Source organism: Haliscomenobacter sp., from assembly GCF_041740695.1.
GTDB lineage: Bacteria > Bacteroidota > Bacteroidia > Chitinophagales > Saprospiraceae > Haliscomenobacter.
In genome coordinates this window covers 1-21,397 of record NZ_JBGSLK010000107.1, presented here as the reverse complement: position 1 = coordinate 21,397, position 21,397 = coordinate 1, and the positions used below count along the sequence as shown (strand labels likewise).

Below are 21,397 nucleotides of genomic sequence, written 5' to 3'. Positions count from 1 at the left end.
ATGACCTTTTTGTGACGAAACCTAGGGTTTTCCACAGGTTTTTTTGACTCATAACAACACTTTTTGCAGGAAATATATGCACACTAAAATACATGTAATGAAGATAAAAATTTTGGCATTTGGGATTACAAGGGATATTTTAGGTGGCAGTACGGTCGAAATGCAAATTCCTGCCGATGCCAATGTAGCCGATTTGCGGGCTGCATTGTACGCCGAATATCCAGCTTTGCAAAAGCTAAACAACCTGGCGATCGCGCTGAACACGGACTATGCCAGCGAGGAGCAGAAAATAACTGAAAGGGATGAAGTGGTGTTGATTCCACCGGTAAGTGGGGGATAAGAATGGGTGTGATAGTGTGAGTGTGATAGTGTGAGTGTGTTGGGGCAACTCTATGTGGCTGCCCTGTGTCCCGGAGGCAAACCGCTATTTTAATCCTTAAACTAGCTCCAATTGCTGCCTCACCGCCATGTTTTTTACCTGCGCCAACAATTCAGGCATAACCTGCTCCAATGTTGGCGACAATTCGATCTGTTGCGACTGTATCATTTCTATGGATACCGCAAATAAGTATATCTTAGGCAGCTTACCCAAGATGGCCAAACCTTCTACCAAATCGCGCAGACCAATGTCATGGGTGCTCATCGCCCTAGGGAAATCAGCGGCAAAACGTGGCTCAATCACCCGGATGGTCCCCGTTGGCCGATCGTCCAGCGTTGCATCAACCAGGATGACTACGGGGTAGTTTTCAAAATATTCCATCAGAAAAAAACCACCAGTTCCTCCATCCAGCACATCCACGCCTTCGGGCAGTGTCTCATTGCTCAGGCGTTGGGCCACGTGTACACCAACTCCTTCGTCGCCCATCAAATAATTGCCAATGCCCATGATTAGAACTGCCATAAGGTCGCTAATTTAAAAAGTGACCGGGTGAATCGCACTCACCCGGTCGACAATGTTGCAATGAAGAAAATATTACTGTTAATTGACTTACTTAGGGGCGATAAAAAAATAAGTGATCATTTTGCCAGAGGATTAGATAAGTAAACGTTTCATTTCAAGTGCCTTATCTAATCCTCTGGCTCAGGAAAAATGATCACTTATTTTTGCCCCACTACTTATGCTTTGTTTTTAGCTCTTCTACCGCTTTTTCCTCAATGAATTTCCAACCACCGCCCATCGACGAAATTTCACCCCGACCTTCCACATAATCATGGTAAAAAACCAGGTAGACGTGGACTACTGCAAAGAGGATGAAAAACCACATCGCCGCATGGTGGAAATGCCGCAGCGGCGAGTCTCCTCCAAACATACCAGGAACCCAGGCGAACAATTGTGGAAACCACCAGGTGCTCGTGGCTGCGTACAATCCGAATCCAGTAATCACCTGCACCACGAAAGCGATAAAAGTCAGAAAATAAATGAACCCAGCTAGCTGATTGTGCCCTACGGCCATGTGTTCTTTACCTTTGAGCTGTAGGATGTCCATTTTGATGACCTGCCACATCTCCTGGAAAAAGCGCCGATTTGTGGGGATGAAATTCTTCCAGGAAGCATATTTGTTGCCCACAAAGCCCCAGTAAATCCGAATGATGAAGTTGAACAAAAAGAGGTACGCCGCTACAAAATGGATGAACCGCACTTTGCCAAACCAGAAGCGAAAAACCGCTTCGTCACTAACCTGTAAAGCAGGAGGGTTGGAAATCAAAAACCCGGTCACCACCAAAGCGGTTATACTGGCTGCATTGAGCCAATGGTAAACCCTCACGGGCAATTCCCATACAAAAACCCGCAGGAGTTTGTGGTGAACAATCTGATGCTTGCTCATAACCTTAGCTTTTTGTATTAAGTAGTGGGGCAAAAATAAATGTTCATTTTTTCTGAGCCAAAGGATTAGATAAGACACTTAAAATGAAACGTTTACTTATCTAATCCTTTGGCAAAATGAACAATTTATTTTTTATCGCCCCTAAAGAACTTTCACCCGACTGAGGTGCTTACCTTCTTCATCGTACAAGTGTACCGCACAAGCCATGCAAGGGTCAAAAGAGTGCACGGTGCGCAGAATTTCTACTGGCCTCTCCGGATCGGCGATCGGCGTATCCATTAAGGCTGCTTCGTAAGCCGACATTTGCCCCTGTGGATCGCGTGGCGAAGCATTCCAGGTCGTTGGAACCACCAGTTGATAGTTCGCAATTTTTTGATCTTCGATGACAATCCAGTGCCCCAACGCGCCACGAGGTGCTTCAGCATAACCGACCCCCTTGGTCTTGGCTGGCCAGGTTTCGGGTTGGAACTTTTCGGTATTGGCCATGCGGGTATCGCCCAATTTGATGTTTTGGATCAATTGGTCATAAAACTCCTGCGCCCAGTTGGCCACCAGTTGGGCTTCCAGGCCGCGAGCAGCGGTACGGCCCAGGGTAGAGAAGAGCGCCGTTGCTGGTACGTCCAGGTGCTTCAGTGCCGAATCGACCACTTCTTTGAATTCGGGAATACCCTTGGCATAACCCACCAGTACCCGTGCCAATGGACCTACTTCCATTGCGTGCCCTTTCCAACGGGGCGTTTTGAGGAAGCTGTATTTTTCCTCCGTATTCAGGTGTTCGTACGGTGGTTTTGGACCTGTATAATTGAGCTTGGTTTCACCTTTCCAGGGGTGTAAGCCGACATCGTCCCCACCTTCATACGTGTACCAGGATTTGTTGATGAACTCCTGAATTTCGCTGTCTTCCCGCATGTTCACTTCGTGTACTTTGGACAAATCCTTGTTCAAAATAGCACCTGCTGGGAACTTGAAGGAACTGGGATCGCGGAAACCATTGGTAGGCAAATCGCCGTACACCAGATAATTACCCAAACCGCCACCGATTGCACCCCAATCTTTGTAGAAAGAGGCTACCGCCAGAAGGTCAGGAATGTACACCTGTTCGATGAAGCGTTTGCCATCGTCCAGCAGTTGTTTGATGTAAGCGAGGCGTTCAGCATTGATGGCACTGACGTCGTCTAGTCCAATGGCACAGGCCATCCCGCCTACCAGATAGTTGGGGTGAGGGTTTTTGCCACCAAAAATGGTTTGGACTTTGACAATTTCTTTTTGCCATTCCAAGGCTTCCAGGTAATGCGCCAGGCCAATCAGGTTGACTTCCGGCGGCAGTTTGTAAGCGGGATGCCCCCAGTAACCGTTGGTGAAAATGCCCAATTGGCCACTTTCTACAAACTTTCCGATGCGTTTTTGCAGGTCCGAAAAATAACCTACCGAACTTTTGGGCCAGTTGGATATGCTCTGGGCCAGTTCGGAAGTCTTTTTGGGATCTGCTTTGAGGGCATTGACCACATCCACCCAATCCAGGGCGTGCAGGTGGTAAAAATGCACTACGTGGTCATGCATGTACAGGGTGGCAAACATCAGGTTGCGCACAATCTCGGCATTAGGGGGAACAACGATGCCTAGCGCATCCTCAACCGTACGTACCGAAGCCAGTGAGTGCGTAGAGGTACATACCCCACACACACGTCCAACGTAGGCCCAGGCATCGCGTGGATCACGACCCCGCAATATTTCTTCCAGCAAGCGGACCATCGTGCCCGCACTGTATACATCGGATACTTTCCCGTTTTGGATGTCTGCTTCAATACGCAGGTGACCCTCAATACGGGTAATTGGATCTATGACGATTCTTTGGCTCATGCTTTTGGTTTTATTCTATTTCCCTCTCCGTTTCCTTTCCTTCCCCAATCAAATCAGAAATGAGTTCTTTTTTGCGCACATTGGTCATGATCGCGTGGGCTGCGATACCGGCAACGGTAGCCCCAAGAGCAACTTTGCCAACAGTATCCGCATTGCTTTCGATGCCAAAACCGGGGAAAACCGAAGCCCGTTCGTACAAGCGGCCATTGTCCCAGTAGTTTTCTTCGCTACAGCCAATACAACCGTGGCCAGAAATGATCGGGTTGCTGACCCCGTTGTTCCATTTCATGACCCCACAAGCGTTGTAGGTAGAAGGACCTTTACAGCCCACTTTGTAGAGGCAATAACCTTTTTTGGCGGCTTCATCATCAAAGCTTTCCACAAACATCCCGGCGTCGTAGTAAGGGCGGCGTTGGCAGGAGTCGTGTACCCGTTTGGAGTAGAAAGCTTTGGGGCGACCCAAACTATCCAATTCAGGAATGGTACCAAAAGTGACCACGTGGACGATCACCCCGGCCATCACTTCCCCAATTGGCGGGCAGCCCGGTACATTGATGATTGGTTTTCCGCTGATGATTTTGCGTACCGGGGTAGCCTTGGTAGGATTGGGCTTAGCCGCCTGTACACAACCGTGGGTCGCGCAACTGCCCCAGGCAATGATGGCCTTGGCGTTGGCTGCGGTTTCTTCCAGAATTTGCAGGGCCGATTTGCCGCCGATGCAGCAATAAACGCCATCGGCAGCAGTAGGAATGGAGCCTTCCACACAAAGGATGTACTCACCCTTGTATTTTTTCATGGTATCCTGCATGGCGGCTTCAGCCTGGAAGCCGGAAGCAGCCATCAAGGTTTCGGTATAATCCAGTGAAATTTGATCTAGTAAAATGTCGGCCACCATCGGGTGGGAGGAGCGGATGAACGACTCACTACAACAGGTACATTCCTGAAAGTGCAACCAAATCACCGGGAGGCGAGGTTTGGTCATCAAGGCGTCCGTAATCTGGGCTACGCCTGAGGTTTCCAGGCCCATGTAGGCAGCCATCGTGGCACAGAATTTTAAAAAATCCCTGCGCTCATAGCCCTTGCGCATCACTTCTTCGAAGTAGGTAGGGCGCTTTTGGTCGGTTTGTACGGCCATTTTTCTTGCGTTTTGCGATCTTCCGCTGGCTCTTCACGAACCTCGGTAGAAAGGATGCTTTAGAAAATTATGGTGGCCGGGTAGGCTTTAGGGAGAATGAGTAGAGAATGATTGTATTTTATAGGATGTTACAAAATTTGCAAAAGGAACTGGCGATTCAAGTGATACAGATCATTGCCGTCAATGATTTTTGTCATCCGGCTTTTTGCGATGCGCAGTTAATATTGCATAGGGGCAATAAAAAAATAAGTGACCATTTTGCCAGAGGATTAGATAAGTAAACGTTTCATTTTAAGTGTCTTATCTAATCCTCTGGCTTAGGAAAAATGAGCACTTATTTTTGCCCCACTACTTTGTGGAATTTTTTTTATAAAAATCAGATTTACAAAGCTGTGCACGAGTTATCCATCGTCCTGAGTGTAGTGGATGCGGCCGCGCAAGTTGCGCACGAAAACCAGGCCGAACGCATCGATGCCATTGAGTTGGAAATCGGTGCCTTGTCTGGTGTTGAATTGGATGCCCTGGAATTTGCCTGGAGTGAAGGCATCAAACGCTCAATTTTAGCCCAGGCAGAGAAAAAATTTACCCTCATTCCCGGTAAAGCGGAGTGCAGCGATTGTGGGCTGAGTTTTCCGGTAACGACCTTGTATGATCCTTGCCCCATTTGCAACAGTTATTTCATACAAGTGACAGAAGGTAGGGAGTTGAAAATAAAATCCATCACTTTAGAAACTGTTTGAATTATGTGTACCACCTGTGGTTGTAGTTCACACGAAGATGGGGTCAGCATCACCCGGGTAGGGGAGCAGGCCCAGCACCAACACTTGAGTGGCTGGGGGCGTTTTTGGCATTTTTTATGGTATGGCCCGCATCAACACAGTGCTCCAGCCGCCGTGCCCACAACAAGTTCAGGAGAAAAAAAAACCATCCATTTGGAACAAGATATTTTGGCCAAAAACAACCACTCGGCTCAACGCAATCGAGGTTACTTTGAAGCCAAAAACATTCTGGCGCTCAATCTGGTCAGTTCGCCAGGTTCGGGTAAAACGGCTTTGTTGGAGCGCACCCTGCACGACCTGCGGGAAAAAATGAATTTCGCGGTCATTGAGGGCGACCAACAAACGACTCAGGATGCCGACCGCATCGCAGCCACCGGCGCGCCAGTGGTACAAATCAACACTGGACAGGGTTGTCACCTGGATGCCGATATGGTATACCGGGCTTTGCACGAGTTGCGCCCCGCTGAAGATGCAGTGGTGATGATTGAAAATGTAGGCAATCTGGTCTGCCCGGCGATGTTCGATTTGGGTGAAACCGCCCGGGTTGTCATCATCAGCGTCACTGAGGGCGATGACAAACCGATCAAGTACCCGGATATGTTCCATTCCGCCCAACTCTGCCTGATCAACAAGATTGATTTATTGCCCTACGTAAAATTTGACCTGGAACGCGCCAAAGATTTTGCCCGGCGCGTCAACCCCAATTTGGAATTTATTGAGGTATCGGCAACGGCAAGGACCGGGATGGAATCCTGGTATCAATGGTTGTTGGCTCGCCCCAGAGTGAAACTAAACCCAGCCCCAGTTGGTCAAGAAAAGACTACTTATGCAGTCATTCATTAAAATGCTGTTACGATGTGCTTAGCAATTCCCGGAAAAATCACGGCTATTATACCTTCAGTGTTGCATGAAAATGTCCGCCAGGCCAAGGTCTCTTTTGGAGGTATCTCTAAAACGGTGGATTTATCCATGACGCCCGACGCCCAAATGGGGGACTACGTTTTGGTACACGTAGGCGTAGCCATCAGCGTAGTAGACGAAGAAGAAGCCAAACGGACTTTTTCTTACCTGCAAGAAATTGGTGAATTGGAGGATTTACACCTGGAATGAGGTGATTTGTTGATGGGCTAATGAGATAATTGGCTGAATTATTAAGGCCGACTGGAAATCTCAGGCATACACATTGCTTCGAGGTCTTTTTTACTGCCTTGAAACACGTTCAGGTCCACTGCGCCAGCAATGCCGTCCAGCTTACCAGTATCGTGGCGTTGCCAGAATTCCCATTTGCGGCCATCAGCGAGGCGGGGTTGGCGAATGCCATTGTAACGAGCTATCCAAAGGGGATAATCGTCAAAATGCCCGGCCAGATAAGTATTGTAGAATTTTTGATTGGTATAAACGACGGGTTTTACGCCGTAAGCAATCTCCACCATGTACAACCAGGTAATCACCCCCGCCAGCAATTGAATTTTGCCAGAACCATCCAGCGTTTCTACATCCAACACGGGAGGTAAATCGCCCGCTTCCATTTTGACATTGCGGATGAAATTAAGTGCTTGTTGTTCGGGTGAAACGTTGGCGCGGAAAAAATGGTAAGCACCACGGTGCATGCCTTCGGCCTTGATGGCTTCCCAGTTGTCACAAAACAGCTTATCGTTGAGGGTATTGCCTTCCGTTGCTTTGACGAAAACAAAATCCACTTGTTGTTTAGCTACCTTGTTCCAATCTATGTTTTCCTGGTAATGAGATACGTCAATGCCACGAACGGCATAGTCGTCGGACCAAGACGCTGGTCCGTTAAAGTAGAAAAGAGCGGTTGAGATTAGAATGCTGATTAGCAATAACAACTGTTTCATGGGACTAACATCTTATCAAACGCATACACAAATCTTTCCTTTTTGAGTTCGCGTTCAATGATACAGAAAAAATTTTGTTTTCGCAAAGCATTTTCGAGCTTTAAATTTTTAGTGACAAATGACAAAAATTCAGAACCGAATTTTACCCTTTAAAATTCCCTCCAAATCCTGTTTTTTTGCTTCGACAAAATAATTGCTAGTCGGGATTGCTGCAAGTAAGTTTTTCACCAATTTTGTCATGTTCAAGACCTAACCCCAAACCATCATCACCATGCATACCAGACAACTTTTCCTACAACACCTCGCCCCCACCAGCCCGAGCCCACTCATGCTGGAGATCGACCGCGCCGAAGGCATGTACCTCTACGACACCCAAGGCAAAGCCTACCTGGACCTGATCGCGGGCATCAGCGTCAGCAATTTAGGGCATCGTCACCCCCGCGTAATTGCGGCCATACAGCACCAATTGGATCGCTACCTGCACACCCTCGTATACGGGGAATACGTGCTCGACCCCCAGGTGCAACTCGCCAAACTCCTGTCCGATCAACTCCCCGACCCATTGGAGTCGGTCTATTTTGTCAACTCTGGAACCGAAGCCACTGAGGGCGCCATGAAACTGGCCAAACGCTCCACTGGCCGCGCCGAAATTGTGGCCTGCAAACGTGCCTACCACGGCAGCACCCAAGGGGCTGCCAGCCTGATGTGGCCCACAGATTTTACCCAAGCCTATCACCCGCTGCTGCCCGGCATCCACCACATCGAGTTCAACTGTGAGCGTTGTTTGGAAAAAATCACGGAAAAAACGGCTGCGGTGATTGTTGAAACGGTACAAGCGGAATGGGGGGTGCGCAAACCAACCCGAAACTACTTACAAAAACTCCGGGCACGTTGCACTGAAGTTGGTGCACTGCTGATTTTGGATGAAATTCAGGTGGGTTTTGGGCGTACGGGTAGCCTCTTTGCTTTTGAACAATATGACATTGTACCGGATATACTCTTGCTGGCCAAAGCTATGGGCGGCGGGATGCCGATTGGCGCTTTTGTAGCTTCGCGGGAATTGATGCAAGTGTTGTCGCATGACCCAATTTTGGGGCACATCACCACCTTTGGCGGGCACCCCGTGTGCTGCGCGGCGGCATTGGCCAATTTGCAAACTTTGTTGGATACACCTTATATAGCAGAAGTAAAAGCCAAAGAAGCGCTTTTTCATGAATTGCTCCAACACCCCAAAATCCTGGAACTGCGCAGTGCGGGCCTGCTGATGGCGCTAGATTTGGGTTCCTTTGATGCGGTGATGCACACCATTCGCCACTGTCTGGAGCGCGGGCTGATCAGTGACTGGTTTTTGTTCAATACGGAATCAGTGCGGATTGCGCCGCCACTGATTATTTCTGAGGAGGAGATCAGATGGGCTTGTGGGGTGATTTTGGAGAGTCTGGCTTAAGAGCTTGTCTAAAACCTACTCCCGCTCCAGCCCCCGAATCCGCCGCTGCTGCCCGATTTTCCCAATTTTATCCCACAAATCTCCCGCATCTTGAATGCTGGAGAAGGTATAATACAAAAGCCCAAACCCAATGATGAGCATCGCAAAGACAAAAAAGGTCATAAAAATTTGCAAGCCCATTAAAAAGATGATGCCAAATTTATCCATTTGTTTAGCAGGTAAATTGACGATCCAATTGACTACATCCAGGAAAAAGCCCACTACACCGGTATGCATCAAACCCATGAAAAATACCCCCGTGCACATCATGATGAGCGACAAGCCCCACATTTTGCCGAATTGGGGCATACTCAGGGCAAAAGTCCGCTGGATGCCTTTGAAGGGATTGCCACCCGCTTCGCGTTGAGTGACAAATATCCAGAGTAGCGCAAGTGGAAAAACCAAACTACTTGCGAGCCAGGTAACGCCACCAGGTGCGTAAAAAAGGAGCAGCAAAACCGCTGTTCCGGGCACTGCCGCCAATAAATCGATGCCCAACTTTTGCCAACTCGGCCAGGTAGCATCGCTATCCCGAATCATCAGGCGATTGATACCAGTGGTCAGCAAGAGCACACAAACGCCCATAAAGTAGGGCAGGGCCGGCAAGCGATCATTAAAAATAATGTCGTCAAAATTGTCCAAAAAAGCGAACCAATCAGTCGGCAAATAAAAAACCTCGTCGTTGATCGCCGGGCTGATCGAAAACACCAGCAGGCAATACAAAACGGTGCTGCCGAATACCAACAAAAACACCGAACGAAGGTGATTCCGCATGAATAAAAACGCCTCGGTAAAAATTTCACCATTGCGTTTGATGCTGTGGTAATTGATTTTTAGATTGAGGTCGGGCGTGAGGTCGGCATTGTGTAGTGGTGGGGCAAAACCGATTCGTGCTTTTAATGCCGGATACCACAAAAAATAACTCAATACAAAAAACAGGGAAATCAGGATAAAGATGCCCCGAACCAACTGGGGAGCATCAGTATTGCGGGTCAGATAGCCTTCAATAATACCCGCCAAAATGATCAGGGGGGCGATGCCAATCATCATTTTCATGCCCCGCCGGGCCGAGAGTTGGAAGGAGCGATCGCGGGCATACGTATCCGGGAAAGCCAGGCCACGACCCATAGTTATGCCCGCCGCACCTGCCACAATGATGCAGGATATTTCGATGGTGCCGTGAATCCAGATGGTCAAAAAAGATTCCCAAAACAAACCCCGTTCGATGAAAAAGTATTGAAAAACGCCCACCATAATGCCGTTAAAAACCAGCACAATCAAAGACCCTACCCCAATAAATACCCCCGTCAAAAAGGTCAAAAGTGCCACCATCAGGTTGTTGAGGGTGATGCCCAAAGACATGTTGAACATGCCTTTTTGCTTGTACACCGCCATGGGGTCGCCACTTTTGATGTTGGTTTCGGTCATGTCGATGTAACCTTTTCCCAAAATGATTTCGGGAAAATCTGGGTCCATCGCACAAGAAAGTACCCCAATGCCAAACGCCAACAAGAACACCAAAAAGGCAATCAGCATGTCGCGCCGTGCTTCGTAATACAACTGCGGCAATTCTTCGGTCCAAAAATGTTTAAAAGCGCGCCAAGGCGAGGTAGGACTTTTGTGTACGTCGTGGAAAATCCGCTGGGCCAGGCCATTGAGGTATACCCGCACCGAACGGTTGGGATAAAAAGTACGTGAGTAGGATAGGTCATCCGTAATCTGTACAAACAGGTCATTGAGCTTGTCGGGGTCTTTGTATTCATCCTCCAGGATGTGTTCAAACTCGCCCCATTTTTCCTTATTCTGCTGAATAAATTGGGTCTCGCGCATAATTGGGCTTTACGAGGGGCATTTTACGAAAAAAATGGGAAAGATGTTACACTGAGGGGAAATTTAAGTGTCAGAGAGTGGTTAGGTTAGCGTTTTACATGAGCGACATTTTTTTATCACAAAGAAAAAAAACAAGAGACACAGAGGACACAAAGCGAAGCGTTGTCAACGTCTAACTTTGTGTCCTCTGTGTTCCTTTGTGCATTCTTTGTGAAAAAATATGCCACTTTGGTTATCTCGCGATTAGTTACCATTAACCCTTAGCGCCAAACTTGGGATCAACACCAGCGGACAAATCGACTTCACCTCCGTAAAATCGATGTAAAAATCGCCACCATTCGGATCCTGGTTGTATACCCACACCCAGTTGTTGAGCGTAGCGCCGTCGGATACAATGGTCAGTTTTTCCCACTGGTTAACCTTGGTGCTCATCACGGCCTGGCTGGTAAAACCATCCTTACCCAGGCCCAATTGCACCTTGCCTTTCATCACGTATACCCAGGCCGTAACCATTACTTTTTTCACACCATTGGGGTTGAATACCTGGAATACACCACCTTCATTGCCGAGCGTACGTACCAGCATCATCCGGCCACCATCGGGACCATTTGAGCCGATCAGGCCAGTATATACAAAGGCACCTGCATTGTTGTTGTGTGCCCGCCATTCTTTGGCAGCGGAAGGAACGCCACCAGCAGGCATTGGACCTACGTGGTTCATTCCGAGACCGATTGGGCCTACCTCCGAAAAACTGTTGTTCAGGGTGAAAATATCCGGCGTACAGGTAGGTTCAACCTCTACAAAGTCGACAAAAAACAAGCCGCCATTCGGGTTTTGGTTGTACACCCATACCCAGTTGTTGAGTTTGGTACCGTCGGTGACGAAGCTGAGTTTTTCCCACTTATTGGTTGGACCCACCGAAACAGCCTGACTTGTAAAGCCATCTACGCCCACGCCCAATTGTACCTGGCCCGTGACCACTTTGACATAAGCTGTAACGATTACTTTTTTGTGGCCATTGGGATTGAATTTTTGGAACACCCCACTTTCGTTGCCACCACAACGGATTTCGATCATCCGGGGCGCATTGGGGCCATCTGAAGGCAGCATGCGGGAACTCAAAGGTGCGTTGTTGTTGCTGGTGTGCAAAAACCAGGATTTAGCGGGGGATTCAAAGGGTGCAGGTGCGCCGGGTAAATTAACCAAGATACCATTGGCACCCACTACTTCAAAATTGGGGTTTTGTACCAAGTTTGCTGCTACCAAAGGCAGCAACATCAAGCTGAACAGTGCGGTGCAGAAATAGGAAAGGAACAATTGCGGTTTCATAAAAATGGGTTTTAGGTGATTTTGATAAAGGTGTTTTGTATCCATCCGCACGTTCCGAATAGGACTAATTTTTTCAAAAAAAAATCCCGAACCCTGCCATCTGGCAAAATTCGGGAAGTGTTTTTTAGCGATTAGCGATCAGCCATGAGCGATCAGGATTATTCTACCATAAAACGAATGTATTCGCCATTTTCGGCTTGCAGCACGTACATCCCTTTGGCAAAACTGTGTACTTCTACTTGATCCACTTTTTGGAAGCGACGAACCCATTGCCCCATTACATTGTACACATTGCCACTCAGCACCTTGCTGAAATAAAGGCGCTCACGGACTGGGTTGGGGTATACCTTGAAGCTGTGGGCAGGACGGCCAATTTCACGGGTACCCACCGTCAACTTGTACACCCCAGGTGAAGCCAAAATTGCTACACTATTGATCAACTTGCCGGTTTCAGTAATGGAAGCCTGCCAATTGCTACCCACGTTGTTGTCGGCATTGGCATCACTCAGTTCCAGCGAAGGGCCCATGCCATCGGGCGTAATCGGCCAGGGGGCGGCATCGTCATAACTAACCGAGTCCAGGACTACTCCTGCGGAGTTGGACAAAACGATGGCTGCGCCGCCATTGTTCAAAAATCCGGTGCCCCACTGTTGGAAGGTTTTGCCATAAAAACGACCCGCCCGCAGTGAATCCGAAGCAATGATGTACAGCCCTTTGGCCGCTAAGGTATAAACTCCGAGCACCCCACTGGCACTACGTGAAAGGCGCAAACCACCCATCGGAATGGCCTGGCTGCTGCGGTTGTAAATTTCGATGAACTCCAGGGAATCGGTACCCGTTCCGGCGTTGTACATGATTTCGGAAATCACCAAATCCTCACCGGTATAGCCATTCCACAACAAGGGACTGGACACAAAAGTCGCGCTCATGGTATTGGGCACCGGGGCCAAGTCCACCAGTCCGCTTACACTCAAACGGTAAATGAGGCCATCGCTCAGGGGGCTGGTGGTCGTCAGCGTGACGCTGCGGCCCACCGAGTCATAGGCGAAATTGCTGATGGTTATACTGGGCTCCAGGCTATAATTGGCCGGATTGGTCGCCGAAGCGCGGGTGACTGCTTCGCTGATCAGCACCTGAATGGTATTGCTGCTGCGCAAAACCGCCGAAGAAACCACGGGTGGATTGGTATCCGTCCCGGCTGCGCCAATTACAAAAGCCGTTGTATTAAAAGGCAAATCGGGAACTATTCCATCCTTGGATTGGTCGCCGCCGCCATCTTGGGAATCCCAATTGTTCAGATCATTGATGGCCGCCAAATAACCGGCTTTATCCAGGCCCGAACGCAGCCCTTTGTACTGCGCCACATCAGCGGCAGCCTTTAGCAAAAGGGCGCTGGTACCCGCAATCAAACCCGTACCATCCAGCGAACCTGCTGCCGTTGCTATAGTACCATTGGTGACCATGTGTAAAAAAGTGGTCGGGGTGTTGGCATCGGTGCCGAGGTAAAAAAAGATGGCCTCGTCCGTTGCCGCCAAGCCACGGTTGCCCGTTCCAACATACATGATGCTGCCAACACTTGCGGCAGGAGTTGTACTAAGATCGGAGAAAACAATAACCGTACCCGCCGGGATAGCAGCACTGCCTGTGCTCCAGGCCAGGGTACTTTCAATCGCATCACGGAAAGCGGTACCCGACCACTCGTCGTCACGAATATAAATGGTGCGATCTGCTGGGATTTCAGCCAGGGCAACGATGGCCAAATCGTCGTTGCCATCGGCGTTGAAACCAACGATGGCCAAGTCGCCAGCTACCTGGGCATTGAGCTGAAACACGGTCAGCAAAATGCTCAGGCTAAAAATTAAGCGTAAGAATGTTGACATATTACTTAAATTGGTTGGGAAATCGTGGGTAATTGCTGGTCGAATGTAGAAAGGACTGAATCTTGTAGCAAAAATAAGATAAAAGTAGTGTGTAAGCAATCCCCAAAATTTTACTTGCCACTATGTGGGCGCTCGTCGAGCTTTGACTGACGCCTGGGCGTCAAGCTCGACGAGCGCAGTTACCAGATGCTCTCACCAAGTTTAGTAACTCCCGATCAGCATTAACCAAAAGTAGCTTACCTTACACAACCATGAACCAGCCCTGAAAGGGCGGTATCTTTCAAAAAAGGGTGTCGCCCTTTTGTCGCACCTACAATTCCAACAAATACCGACTCACATCTGCCAAATCCTGCTCCGACAGCTCCAGCGCCACCGGATCTGGCATCAATGACCCAGGCTGTTTTTGCCGTTTGGCCACCTTATTCGCGGGGAAAGCATGTTGCTGCCCCAGCAGGTCGCGGATCACCAGGGTTTGACCATCGGCGACGATAAACCCAAAGGCCGATTCCCCATCGTGGGTTGTTACACTCCAGGCCTCGTAACCAAAAACGATACCCCCCGAGGGATTGATGATGGCATCCAACAAACCGAGTTGGTCAAATTTCTTTTTGATCAAAGTCAGTTCGGGCCCAATGTTTAGCCCCGTTTTTCCGGCGCGGTGGCAATTGGCACAACTGTTTTGGAACACCTTTTTGCCCTTGGCCGCATTGCCTTTCAGTGCCGCAATGTTGGGTATCGACCAGAGTTTATCACTCCCTGGCCTTTTGAAATAATTCCCGGCCTGGATGCGGATAGCCTGGCTGGGGTTGCTGAAAATATGTTTGGCCACCCGTTCGTGTAAGTCGGCAGGTAGTTTATTGTCCAGCAACATGCCCATTAAAAATTGCCCACCCAAGGAATCCTTGGCCATTCGTTCGGCGGTATTGAGGCGATCCGAGACTACAATTTTGGTATTCAGCAGTTTGGCGCGTTGGGCTTTCCATTGGGCCATTTTTTTCTCTTTGGCCAAATCCAGGCCCGTGTTTTGCCAGTCCAGCAAGTTGGCCCAATCATTGGTTTGGCGGAAGGAAAGCCAGTATTTGGCCTGCTCGGCCACATCGGGCAAAGAACTTTTGATCAAGGCCAGCATGGTTTCGGCGGCTTTGCGGTCTTTGACATACGCCAAGGCCACCAGGGCTTGACTGCGGGAAGCGGCACTGGTATTGGCTTCGCTAGCCCAGGTTTGCAAGGAGGTGACCGCCGCGGCGGGGTGCAAGCGCCAGGCGAGTTTGCGCCATACAGCTTCGCTCAGTTGGGGGGTGATGGCCTGAAGTTGGGGCCACAATTCCTGGGCGTGTGCTTCCATGGCTGCACCCAGTGCTTCCAGTTCCCAGGGGTTTTGACCATCGTATTGCCGGACGAGTTGAAGTAAAATGGGTGATTTTTGTTCCAGCGGAAAATCTCTTAAAGCTATGGCGATTTCCCGGCGCAGCATGGAATTACCTGACTGAGCGTGACGAGCGCACAAGGTCAGGAGCTCATTTTTTGGCAAAACATTGCGCAGGGCGCGTAAGCTGGCGATGGCCAGGCGTTCATCCGCATTGTTCAGCAAGGGTTCCAAAGTAGGAAGCAGGGTAGGAGCGGGCAATATTTTTCCCAATAAAAAAATGGTCCTCGCTCGCACGTAAGGATTTTCCGATTTTAGCAAGGATTCCAATTCGGGAATGCGTGTAGCCCGACGTTGCAGTAGCGCTTGATAGCCTTGTGCCCGCACATTGGGCGCGGGGTTTTGAAAGGCGGCTATTTGACCTTCAAGTGTACTCAAATCCAGCTTAGGTGCACGCAAGTTTTTCCCTTTGGGCGTAATCCTGTAAATGCGGCCATAACCCACGCTGTCTTTCATTTGATGGCCACCCACTACGGGGTCGTACCAATCAGCCACATACATGGCACCATCCGTACCGATCATCACATCTGAAGGGCGAAACCATTTGCTGAGGTCGGTCTTGAAGTCCGGATTATTCCAAACGTAACCTTCATCGTCCTGGGCTACCGAGGTCAACAGGTTTTGCCTTTTGCCCAAATCAAAACCAGCGCCTTGGGTTTTGGGCTGATAAGCAAAAATGACGTTGCGCCCAGCATCGGCGCTGAGCAGCATACCCCGGTATTTTTCACCCAAGCCGTCCCCTTCGTTGACCACGATACCCGTGGGCGAACCCGCTCCACTATTGTCGCCAGCAGGCATAAAACCCGGGTCTTCCTGGTGCCAGTGCGCCGTGAACATATCTTGCCCTGGGCGTTGGTCAGCCGACCAGTAGCGGGTGCCGTCGGCGCTAAAGAACCCCGCATTGCCCCCTTCCATCAGCCAGGAAACCCGGCAGGTGACCACTTGATCGTCGTTGTCGTTTTGCCACATGTCGCCATAACTGTCGATGTAGGTTTCATAACTGTTACGGAAGCCATGGCCTAAGACCCGCAGGCCCGTGCCGTCGGGATTGATGCTCAATTGCAAACCACCTACCCAGACTTTGCCATCGTCGCTGCGTTGGTTGCCTTCGTTTTTGTTGTTGTAAGGGGTGCCTCCGGTATAGACACTGCCGGAGCGGAGGTTCCAACCAGCCCGGTCGGTGACTAGGTGCGGCCCGGCATTTCCAGTGTTGAAGTACCACCTGCCATCGGGGCCACTTACCACGGAATGGAGAGAGTGGTCGTGATCTTTGCCTCCAAAACCAGTGAGCAGGATTTCTTTTTTATCCGGTTTATCATCGCCGTCTTCATCGGTGTAGACAATCAAGTTGGGGGCGCAGGATACCAGGATGTGTTTGCCCATCACCGCAATGCCCAGCGGTGAAACCAGATCGGGGTCTTCGACAAACACCTTGGAACGATCGGCTTTGCCATCTTGATCGGTATCTTCCAGGATCATGACGCGGTCGCCCTTTTGATGGTGGCGGAACCGGGTCGAATCGTTGTTGAAATTGCGGTAATTGACCGCTTCGGTGACCCAAATCCGCCCTTTGCTGTCCACATCCATGTTGGTGGGGTTGTAAAACAGGGGGCTTTCGGCCCAGAGGTTTACTTCCAGGTCGTCGGGCAAGTAGAGTTTGAGGGGCTCCTGGGGATTGGGTATTGGCCAGGATAAACTTAAGACCAAAGGAAAAATGAAGAGAAAGATGCGATTCATGAGTAGGTAGAGGTTGAAGGTTCCAGGGTTTCAAAGTTCCATGGTTCCAGGGTTATGGGGTTCCAAAGTTCCAAGGTTCAGTTCAAAACAAATCTTTCAAATACGCCAAATTGTGCCGATAAGCCGTCACCACATTCTCCGCATCTGGTTTGGCCCATTCGATTTGCATCCAGTTGTCGCCTCGGTAGCCGATTTCGCGTAGGGCAGTAGCTACCCGAGGCCAATCGATGGTACCTTTGCCGAGTAAGAGGCGGTTTTCTTTCATGTGCAATTCGCAGATGTTTTTTTTGCCCAAGGTTTTGAGCTCGGTATAGATGTCGTTGCCCGCATCGGCAGCATTGCGGAAATCGTAAAAAACCTTGATGGCTGGAGAGCCTACCTCGCGCATGATGTGCAGGTGTTCTTCGGCAGTAAGGTAAGATTCGATGCCAAGGATAACGCCTGCTTGTTCGGCTTTTGGAGCTACTTTTTTTAACCGTCTGATTACCTCCTGAATGCCCTCGGGGTCATTGCGCAGGTCGTTTTTGACAAAAAAAGCCAGCAACACGACGGATACGCCGAAGGCGCGGGCTACATCGATGCTATCTGATACCCATTGTTCGGTGCGAGGATCGGATTTATACGGTACGTTGTTCAATTCGCTGACGGCGAGGCTGCTGATTTTGACTCCCGTACTTTTGCTCATGGCCAGGTATTGAGCTTGTAGGGCGGGTTGGCGCAGGTGCAGATCATTGGCGAGGTTGCCCAGATTTACCTGAATGCCGGATAGGCCGATGGTTTTGGCTAGCTCAAACGCTTCAATATTGCCACTTTTGCCTAGTGACCAGTCACAAGCACCAATGTGGAAACGCCGTTTAAAATCGGCCCAAAAGTCGAGTGAAGGAGCGAGCGCATACCCGGCACCGAGCAATGCGGAGCTGTGCAAGAGTTGACGACGGGACAAGGACATGATCGTTTATTTAACTTGGTCAAAATAATACCAATGAGTTGAAAACAATACAAAAAAACAACTCATTTTGCTGCTTTGCCACTACAAATTGACTTTTGACGATATTATTTTGACCAAAACAAAATTAAAAAATGCACTTTTTGAATTGACCGGGATTAAGCGAGGAGTAACGGGTGTTTACAAGAGCACAATTTTTTTGATCAGGACTCCCATTGAGATAGGTATTTCTTGAGCATGAGCTGTTTTTTACACAAAAATAGCGGTGAAAAAGTGTCCGAAATCGAACACAAACTGTCCAGATGTGAACATGATTTTGCGGCAAAAATATTTTTTAAAAACTGATTTTCAATTTGTTATAAAATTGGCACGGTCTGTGACTTTAACCCAGTATTACATCCGACACCGACTCTTGTAAGAATTTTACGCTGACTGTTATTTCATACTAATCTCGTTGCAATTCGCTCTAGGTTGGGAGCAGGCAAAGGCGCTTGCTCCAACCCTGGGTTTTTGAATGCCAATACAAACGAATCAAACCATGATCTATACTCAACTCAAATTTGCTGTCCGCAACCTCTGGCGCAACAAGTTTTACAGTACAATCAATATTGGCGGCCTGGCGGTAGGTATCGCGGTGAGCATGCTGATTTTGGTTTTTGTAGGGCATGAGTTAAGTTTTGATCGGTTTCATAAAAATGCCAACAACATTTACCGCCTGAAGGCCACCTTCAAATTTGGCGAACAGGAAATGCAGGGCACTGGCATGTCGGCCTACATGGGCCCAGCCCTCAAGGAAAGTACGGCAGGCGTGAAGGACTACGTGCGGATGTTCACCTCCTTTAATGAAAAACTAGCGTTCAAAAGCGACGCTGACCATATTTTTTACGAAAAACGTTTTGTACTCGCCGACCCCAGCTACTTCAAAGTATTCAGTTTTCCTTTTTTACAAGGTGATCCCCGCACTGCCCTGGATCAACCCGGGAAAATAGTAGTGAGTGAATCCATTGCCGAAAAATATTTTGGCGATAGCGACGTGCTGGGACGCACCCTGACGCTCAACAATGGCTTGAATTTCATGATTAGTGGAGTCATCAAAAATGCACCCTCCAATGCCTCGCTGGCTTTCGACATCATTGGCCCCTTGCAATCTTTGTTTGCTTTTCAACAATTGCTTAATCCTGAACTGAAAGACGATTTGCTCAAGATGGATAATGTGGTGCGTTTAGGCTCCTTTCAGACCTACTTGCATTTGGCCAATCCTTCGATTCAAGCGTCAGTTTTGAAGAATATTCCCAAACTGATGCGGCGAGGCAAAATGCCAGAATCAGAAATCAAAAGCAACAAATTTACGCTCTCCGCGCTCACCGACCTCCACATGGGCGAAACTACCAGTGGCGAGGCGCGAGGCATTAGCAACGTATACATTTTTGCGGGTGTAGCCTTGTTGATCATTCTGCTGGCCTTGCTCAATTACATGAGCCTGACCACCGCTCGGGCCAACGAACGGGCTCGGGAAGTAGGGGTACGCAAAGCCTTGGGTGCTTTTCGTGGCGAATTGATTGGTCAGTTTTATGGAGAATCGGTACTGGTTACTTGCCTCTCTTTTGTATTGGGATTTGGTTTGGCTTTTTTGCTGCGGCCCATCTTTTTTGATCGACTGGATCTCCAAATTGACGCGGCCTTTATGTTGAGCCCAATCGTGATACTGCCAATGGTGGGTTTGATGTTGGCTTGTATTGTACTGGCTGGTGCTTACCCATCCTTGGTACTTTCGGCTTTCCGACCAGTGGAAGTGTTGAAAGGTCGTTTTTTAAAAAGCAGCAAAGGGGGCATCCAGATTCGCCAAAGCATCACGGTGTTTCAATTCGTTGCATCCATCGTGTTGGTCATTGCCGCTTTGGTGGCCCAACAGCAACTCAGTTATTTGCAATCGCGCAAACTGGGCATCAACAAAGACCAAGTATTGATGATGACGCCATCGGAAGATGGTTACCACGCTTTCCGCAACGCCGTTTCTCAATTGAATGGAATCGAAAAAACGGGCAGCGCCTCTTTGGCGCTGTTCAAAGATTACAATTCGATTTTTTTCGTCACCTCCCCCATCAATAAGAAAGAAGTACCGCTCCATACCATTGGGGTCGACGCAGGTTTGATCGATATGTTGGGTTTGAGTTGGAAAATTCCGCCCGCCGATTTAAAAAACACGGCTGGCTGGGAGGGAAAACTGGTCTTAAATGCCCTGGCAGCCAAAGATTTGGGGGTGACGTCCCTGGCACAGTCTAGTGAAGTAGGCAGCATTTTGGGACAACCCATGGTGGGTGTGTTGAATGATTTTTACTTCAGCGAAATGAGTTTGAATCAAAAAGTACCACTGGCGATGTCGATTGTGGGCGAAGATTTTAAAGGCACTTTGTACCTGCAGTTGTCAAAAACAGCCGATGTGCAAGCGAGTATGGCAGCCATTGGGAAATTGTACAAAAAACATTGCCCCGATAAACCCTTTGAATATTTCTTTCTGGACGAAAGTTTTGATACCCTGTTCAAAGCCGAGGACCGCATGGCCAAACTTTTTGGCATCTTTACGGGACTGGCTATCTTTATCTCTTGCCTGGGGCTCTTTGGTCTCGCTGCTTATGCAACAGCCCGACGGGCCAAAGAAATTGGTATCCGCAAAGTAATGGGAGCTACCGTTGGCAATGTGATGAGCCTGCTGTCGACCGAATTTTTGCGGCCAGTATTGTTGGCGATCCTCATTGCCAGTCCGATTGCCTGGTACCTGATGGAACAATGGCTGAAAAAATTCACTTACCGGATTGAGGTGGAATGGTGGATTTTTGCGGCGGCGGGCCTTAGTGTGATTGTACTGGCCTTGCTGACGGTAAGCATCCAAAGCCTGCGTACGGCCCTGGCCAACCCTGTAACTGCGATTAAAAACGAATGACAACTACAACTTATACAACACATGTTGCAACTAAAAAACATAGCTAAGTACCATAACAGTGGCATCCAGAAAAACTGGGTGCTCAAGGACATCAGCGCGAATATTTTTGAAGGTGAATTTGTCTCCATCATGGGGCCTTCCGGGGCTGGCAAAAGTACACTGCTGAACATCATTGGCATGTTGGAAGAACCCAGTGGAGGAGAGTATTACTTTTTGGACGAACCCGTACACAAACTTTCGGAAAAAAAGCGCACCGATCTGTACAAGCACTACATCGGCTTTGTATTCCAACAATACCACCTGATCGATGAGCTGACGGTATACGAAAACCTGGAAACTCCCCTGTTGTACAAAAAAGTCTCGGGA

General features: G+C 49.0%; 17 protein-coding genes. 7 read left to right on the top strand and 10 right to left on the bottom strand.

Features of this window, described 5'->3' with window-relative positions; genetic code table 11:
- Positions 1–97: 97 nt before the first annotated feature.
- On the top strand, positions 98–340 hold the full coding sequence (locus ACEW9O_RS20975) for a MoaD/ThiS family protein (protein WP_373552160.1): 243 nt from the start codon (positions 98–100) through the stop codon (positions 338–340).
- A 96-nt stretch (positions 341–436) separates the two neighbouring features.
- Here ACEW9O_RS20975 and ACEW9O_RS20970 read toward each other — a convergent pair whose 3' ends face one another.
- The 4 genes from ACEW9O_RS20970 to ACEW9O_RS20955 all read right to left on the bottom strand — a co-directional run bounded on the left by ACEW9O_RS20970 (position 437) and on the right by ACEW9O_RS20955 (position 4,821).
- Positions 437–901, bottom strand: a complete 465-nt coding sequence (locus ACEW9O_RS20970) for a hydrogenase maturation protease (RefSeq protein WP_373552159.1) — start codon at positions 899–901, stop codon at positions 437–439.
- 211 nt (positions 902–1,112) lie between these two features.
- Entirely contained in the window at positions 1,113–1,826 is a 714-nt protein-coding gene (gene cybH, locus ACEW9O_RS20965; protein WP_373552158.1) for a Ni/Fe-hydrogenase, b-type cytochrome subunit, read from the bottom strand.
- A gap of 141 nt (positions 1,827–1,967) precedes the next feature.
- Positions 1,968–3,686 carry a nickel-dependent hydrogenase large subunit gene (locus tag ACEW9O_RS20960; protein WP_373552157.1) on the bottom strand — a complete coding sequence of 573 codons (1,719 nt, stop codon included), beginning with the start codon at positions 3,684–3,686 and terminating at the stop codon, positions 1,968–1,970.
- 10 nt (positions 3,687–3,696) lie between these two features.
- A complete protein-coding gene (locus ACEW9O_RS20955; protein ID WP_373552156.1) occupies positions 3,697–4,821 on the bottom strand; it encodes a hydrogenase small subunit in 1,125 nt (374 codons plus the stop codon).
- 392 nt (positions 4,822–5,213) lie between these two features.
- Here ACEW9O_RS20955 and ACEW9O_RS20950 point away from each other — a divergent pair, with 392 nt between their 5' ends.
- Genes ACEW9O_RS20950 through ACEW9O_RS20940 form a run of 3 tightly spaced genes read left to right on the top strand, consistent with a single transcriptional unit; the run spans position 5,214 to position 6,710 of the window.
- Positions 5,214–5,561, top strand: a complete 348-nt coding sequence (locus ACEW9O_RS20950; RefSeq protein WP_373552155.1) for a hydrogenase maturation nickel metallochaperone HypA — start codon at positions 5,214–5,216, stop codon at positions 5,559–5,561.
- Positions 5,562–5,564: 3 nt separating this feature from the next.
- Positions 5,565–6,443: a hydrogenase nickel incorporation protein HypB gene (gene hypB / locus ACEW9O_RS20945; protein WP_373552154.1), complete on the top strand. Its 879-nt coding sequence runs from the start codon at positions 5,565–5,567 to the stop codon at positions 6,441–6,443.
- A gap of 12 nt (positions 6,444–6,455) precedes the next feature.
- Entirely contained in the window at positions 6,456–6,710 is a 255-nt protein-coding gene (locus ACEW9O_RS20940; RefSeq protein ID WP_373552153.1) for a HypC/HybG/HupF family hydrogenase formation chaperone, read from the top strand.
- A gap of 41 nt (positions 6,711–6,751) precedes the next feature.
- Here ACEW9O_RS20940 and ACEW9O_RS20935 read toward each other — a convergent pair whose 3' ends face one another.
- Complete coding sequence (locus ACEW9O_RS20935) at positions 6,752–7,456, bottom strand: glycoside hydrolase family 25 protein (protein WP_373552152.1); 705 nt, start codon at positions 7,454–7,456, stop codon at positions 6,752–6,754.
- Between the two features lie 271 nt (positions 7,457–7,727).
- Between ACEW9O_RS20935 and ACEW9O_RS20930 the strand changes: the two genes are divergently transcribed.
- Complete coding sequence (locus ACEW9O_RS20930; protein WP_373552151.1) at positions 7,728–8,903, top strand: aspartate aminotransferase family protein; 1,176 nt, start codon at positions 7,728–7,730, stop codon at positions 8,901–8,903.
- A 15-nt stretch (positions 8,904–8,918) separates the two neighbouring features.
- Here the strand turns inward: ACEW9O_RS20930 and ACEW9O_RS20925 are convergent, their stop codons facing one another.
- The 5 genes from ACEW9O_RS20925 to ACEW9O_RS20905 form a co-directional block, all read right to left on the bottom strand.
- On the bottom strand, positions 8,919–10,772 hold the full coding sequence (locus ACEW9O_RS20925; RefSeq protein WP_373552150.1) for a stage II sporulation protein M: 1,854 nt from the start codon (positions 10,770–10,772) through the stop codon (positions 8,919–8,921).
- 243 nt (positions 10,773–11,015) lie between these two features.
- A complete protein-coding gene (locus tag ACEW9O_RS20920) occupies positions 11,016–12,101 on the bottom strand; it encodes a hypothetical protein (RefSeq protein ID WP_373552149.1) in 1,086 nt (361 codons plus the stop codon).
- Positions 12,102–12,259: 158 nt separating this feature from the next.
- Positions 12,260–13,981 (bottom strand): lamin tail domain-containing protein, encoded by a 1,722-nt coding sequence (locus ACEW9O_RS20915; protein ID WP_373552148.1) that lies wholly within the window; start codon positions 13,979–13,981, stop codon positions 12,260–12,262.
- 310 nt (positions 13,982–14,291) lie between these two features.
- A complete protein-coding gene (locus ACEW9O_RS20910) occupies positions 14,292–17,144 on the bottom strand; it encodes a PVC-type heme-binding CxxCH protein (protein ID WP_373552147.1) in 2,853 nt (950 codons plus the stop codon).
- Positions 17,145–17,226: 82 nt separating this feature from the next.
- Positions 17,227–18,093: a sugar phosphate isomerase/epimerase family protein gene (locus ACEW9O_RS20905; protein WP_373552146.1), complete on the bottom strand. Its 867-nt coding sequence runs from the start codon at positions 18,091–18,093 to the stop codon at positions 17,227–17,229.
- 535 nt (positions 18,094–18,628) lie between these two features.
- Between ACEW9O_RS20905 and ACEW9O_RS20900 the strand changes: the two genes are divergently transcribed.
- Positions 18,629–21,031: an ABC transporter permease gene (locus ACEW9O_RS20900; RefSeq protein WP_373552145.1), complete on the top strand. Its 2,403-nt coding sequence runs from the start codon at positions 18,629–18,631 to the stop codon at positions 21,029–21,031.
- 21 nt (positions 21,032–21,052) lie between these two features.
- Positions 21,053–21,397: ABC transporter ATP-binding protein (locus ACEW9O_RS20895; RefSeq protein ID WP_373552144.1), on the top strand; the 345-nt coding region annotated here is incomplete at its 3' end.

Excerpts from the sequence above, each read along its gene's own strand:
- ACEW9O_RS20915 (WP_373552148.1), bottom strand. The coding sequence starts at position 13,981 with ATGTCAACATTCTTACGCTTAATTTTTAGCCTGAGCATTTTGCTGACC.
- ACEW9O_RS20955 (WP_373552156.1), bottom strand. The coding sequence starts at position 4,821 with ATGGCCGTACAAACCGACCAAAAGCGCCCTACCTACTTCGAAGAAGTG.
- ACEW9O_RS20975 (WP_373552160.1), top strand. The coding sequence starts at position 98 with ATGAAGATAAAAATTTTGGCATTTGGGATTACAAGGGATATTTTAGGT.
- ACEW9O_RS20925 (WP_373552150.1), bottom strand. The coding sequence starts at position 10,772 with ATGCGCGAGACCCAATTTATTCAGCAGAATAAGGAAAAATGGGGCGAG.
- ACEW9O_RS20960 (WP_373552157.1), bottom strand. The coding sequence starts at position 3,686 with ATGAGCCAAAGAATCGTCATAGATCCAATTACCCGTATTGAGGGTCAC.
- ACEW9O_RS20940 (WP_373552153.1), top strand. The coding sequence starts at position 6,456 with ATGTGCTTAGCAATTCCCGGAAAAATCACGGCTATTATACCTTCAGTG.
- ACEW9O_RS20935 (WP_373552152.1), bottom strand. The coding sequence starts at position 7,456 with ATGAAACAGTTGTTATTGCTAATCAGCATTCTAATCTCAACCGCTCTT.
- ACEW9O_RS20970 (WP_373552159.1), bottom strand. The coding sequence starts at position 901 with ATGGCAGTTCTAATCATGGGCATTGGCAATTATTTGATGGGCGACGAA.
- ACEW9O_RS20920 (WP_373552149.1), bottom strand. The coding sequence starts at position 12,101 with ATGAAACCGCAATTGTTCCTTTCCTATTTCTGCACCGCACTGTTCAGC.
- ACEW9O_RS20905 (WP_373552146.1), bottom strand. The coding sequence starts at position 18,093 with ATGTCCTTGTCCCGTCGTCAACTCTTGCACAGCTCCGCATTGCTCGGT.
- cybH (WP_373552158.1), bottom strand. The coding sequence starts at position 1,826 with ATGAGCAAGCATCAGATTGTTCACCACAAACTCCTGCGGGTTTTTGTA.
- ACEW9O_RS20900 (WP_373552145.1), top strand. The coding sequence starts at position 18,629 with ATGATCTATACTCAACTCAAATTTGCTGTCCGCAACCTCTGGCGCAAC.
- ACEW9O_RS20930 (WP_373552151.1), top strand. The coding sequence starts at position 7,728 with ATGCATACCAGACAACTTTTCCTACAACACCTCGCCCCCACCAGCCCG.
- ACEW9O_RS20910 (WP_373552147.1), bottom strand. The coding sequence starts at position 17,144 with ATGAATCGCATCTTTCTCTTCATTTTTCCTTTGGTCTTAAGTTTATCC.
- hypB (WP_373552154.1), top strand. The coding sequence starts at position 5,565 with ATGTGTACCACCTGTGGTTGTAGTTCACACGAAGATGGGGTCAGCATC.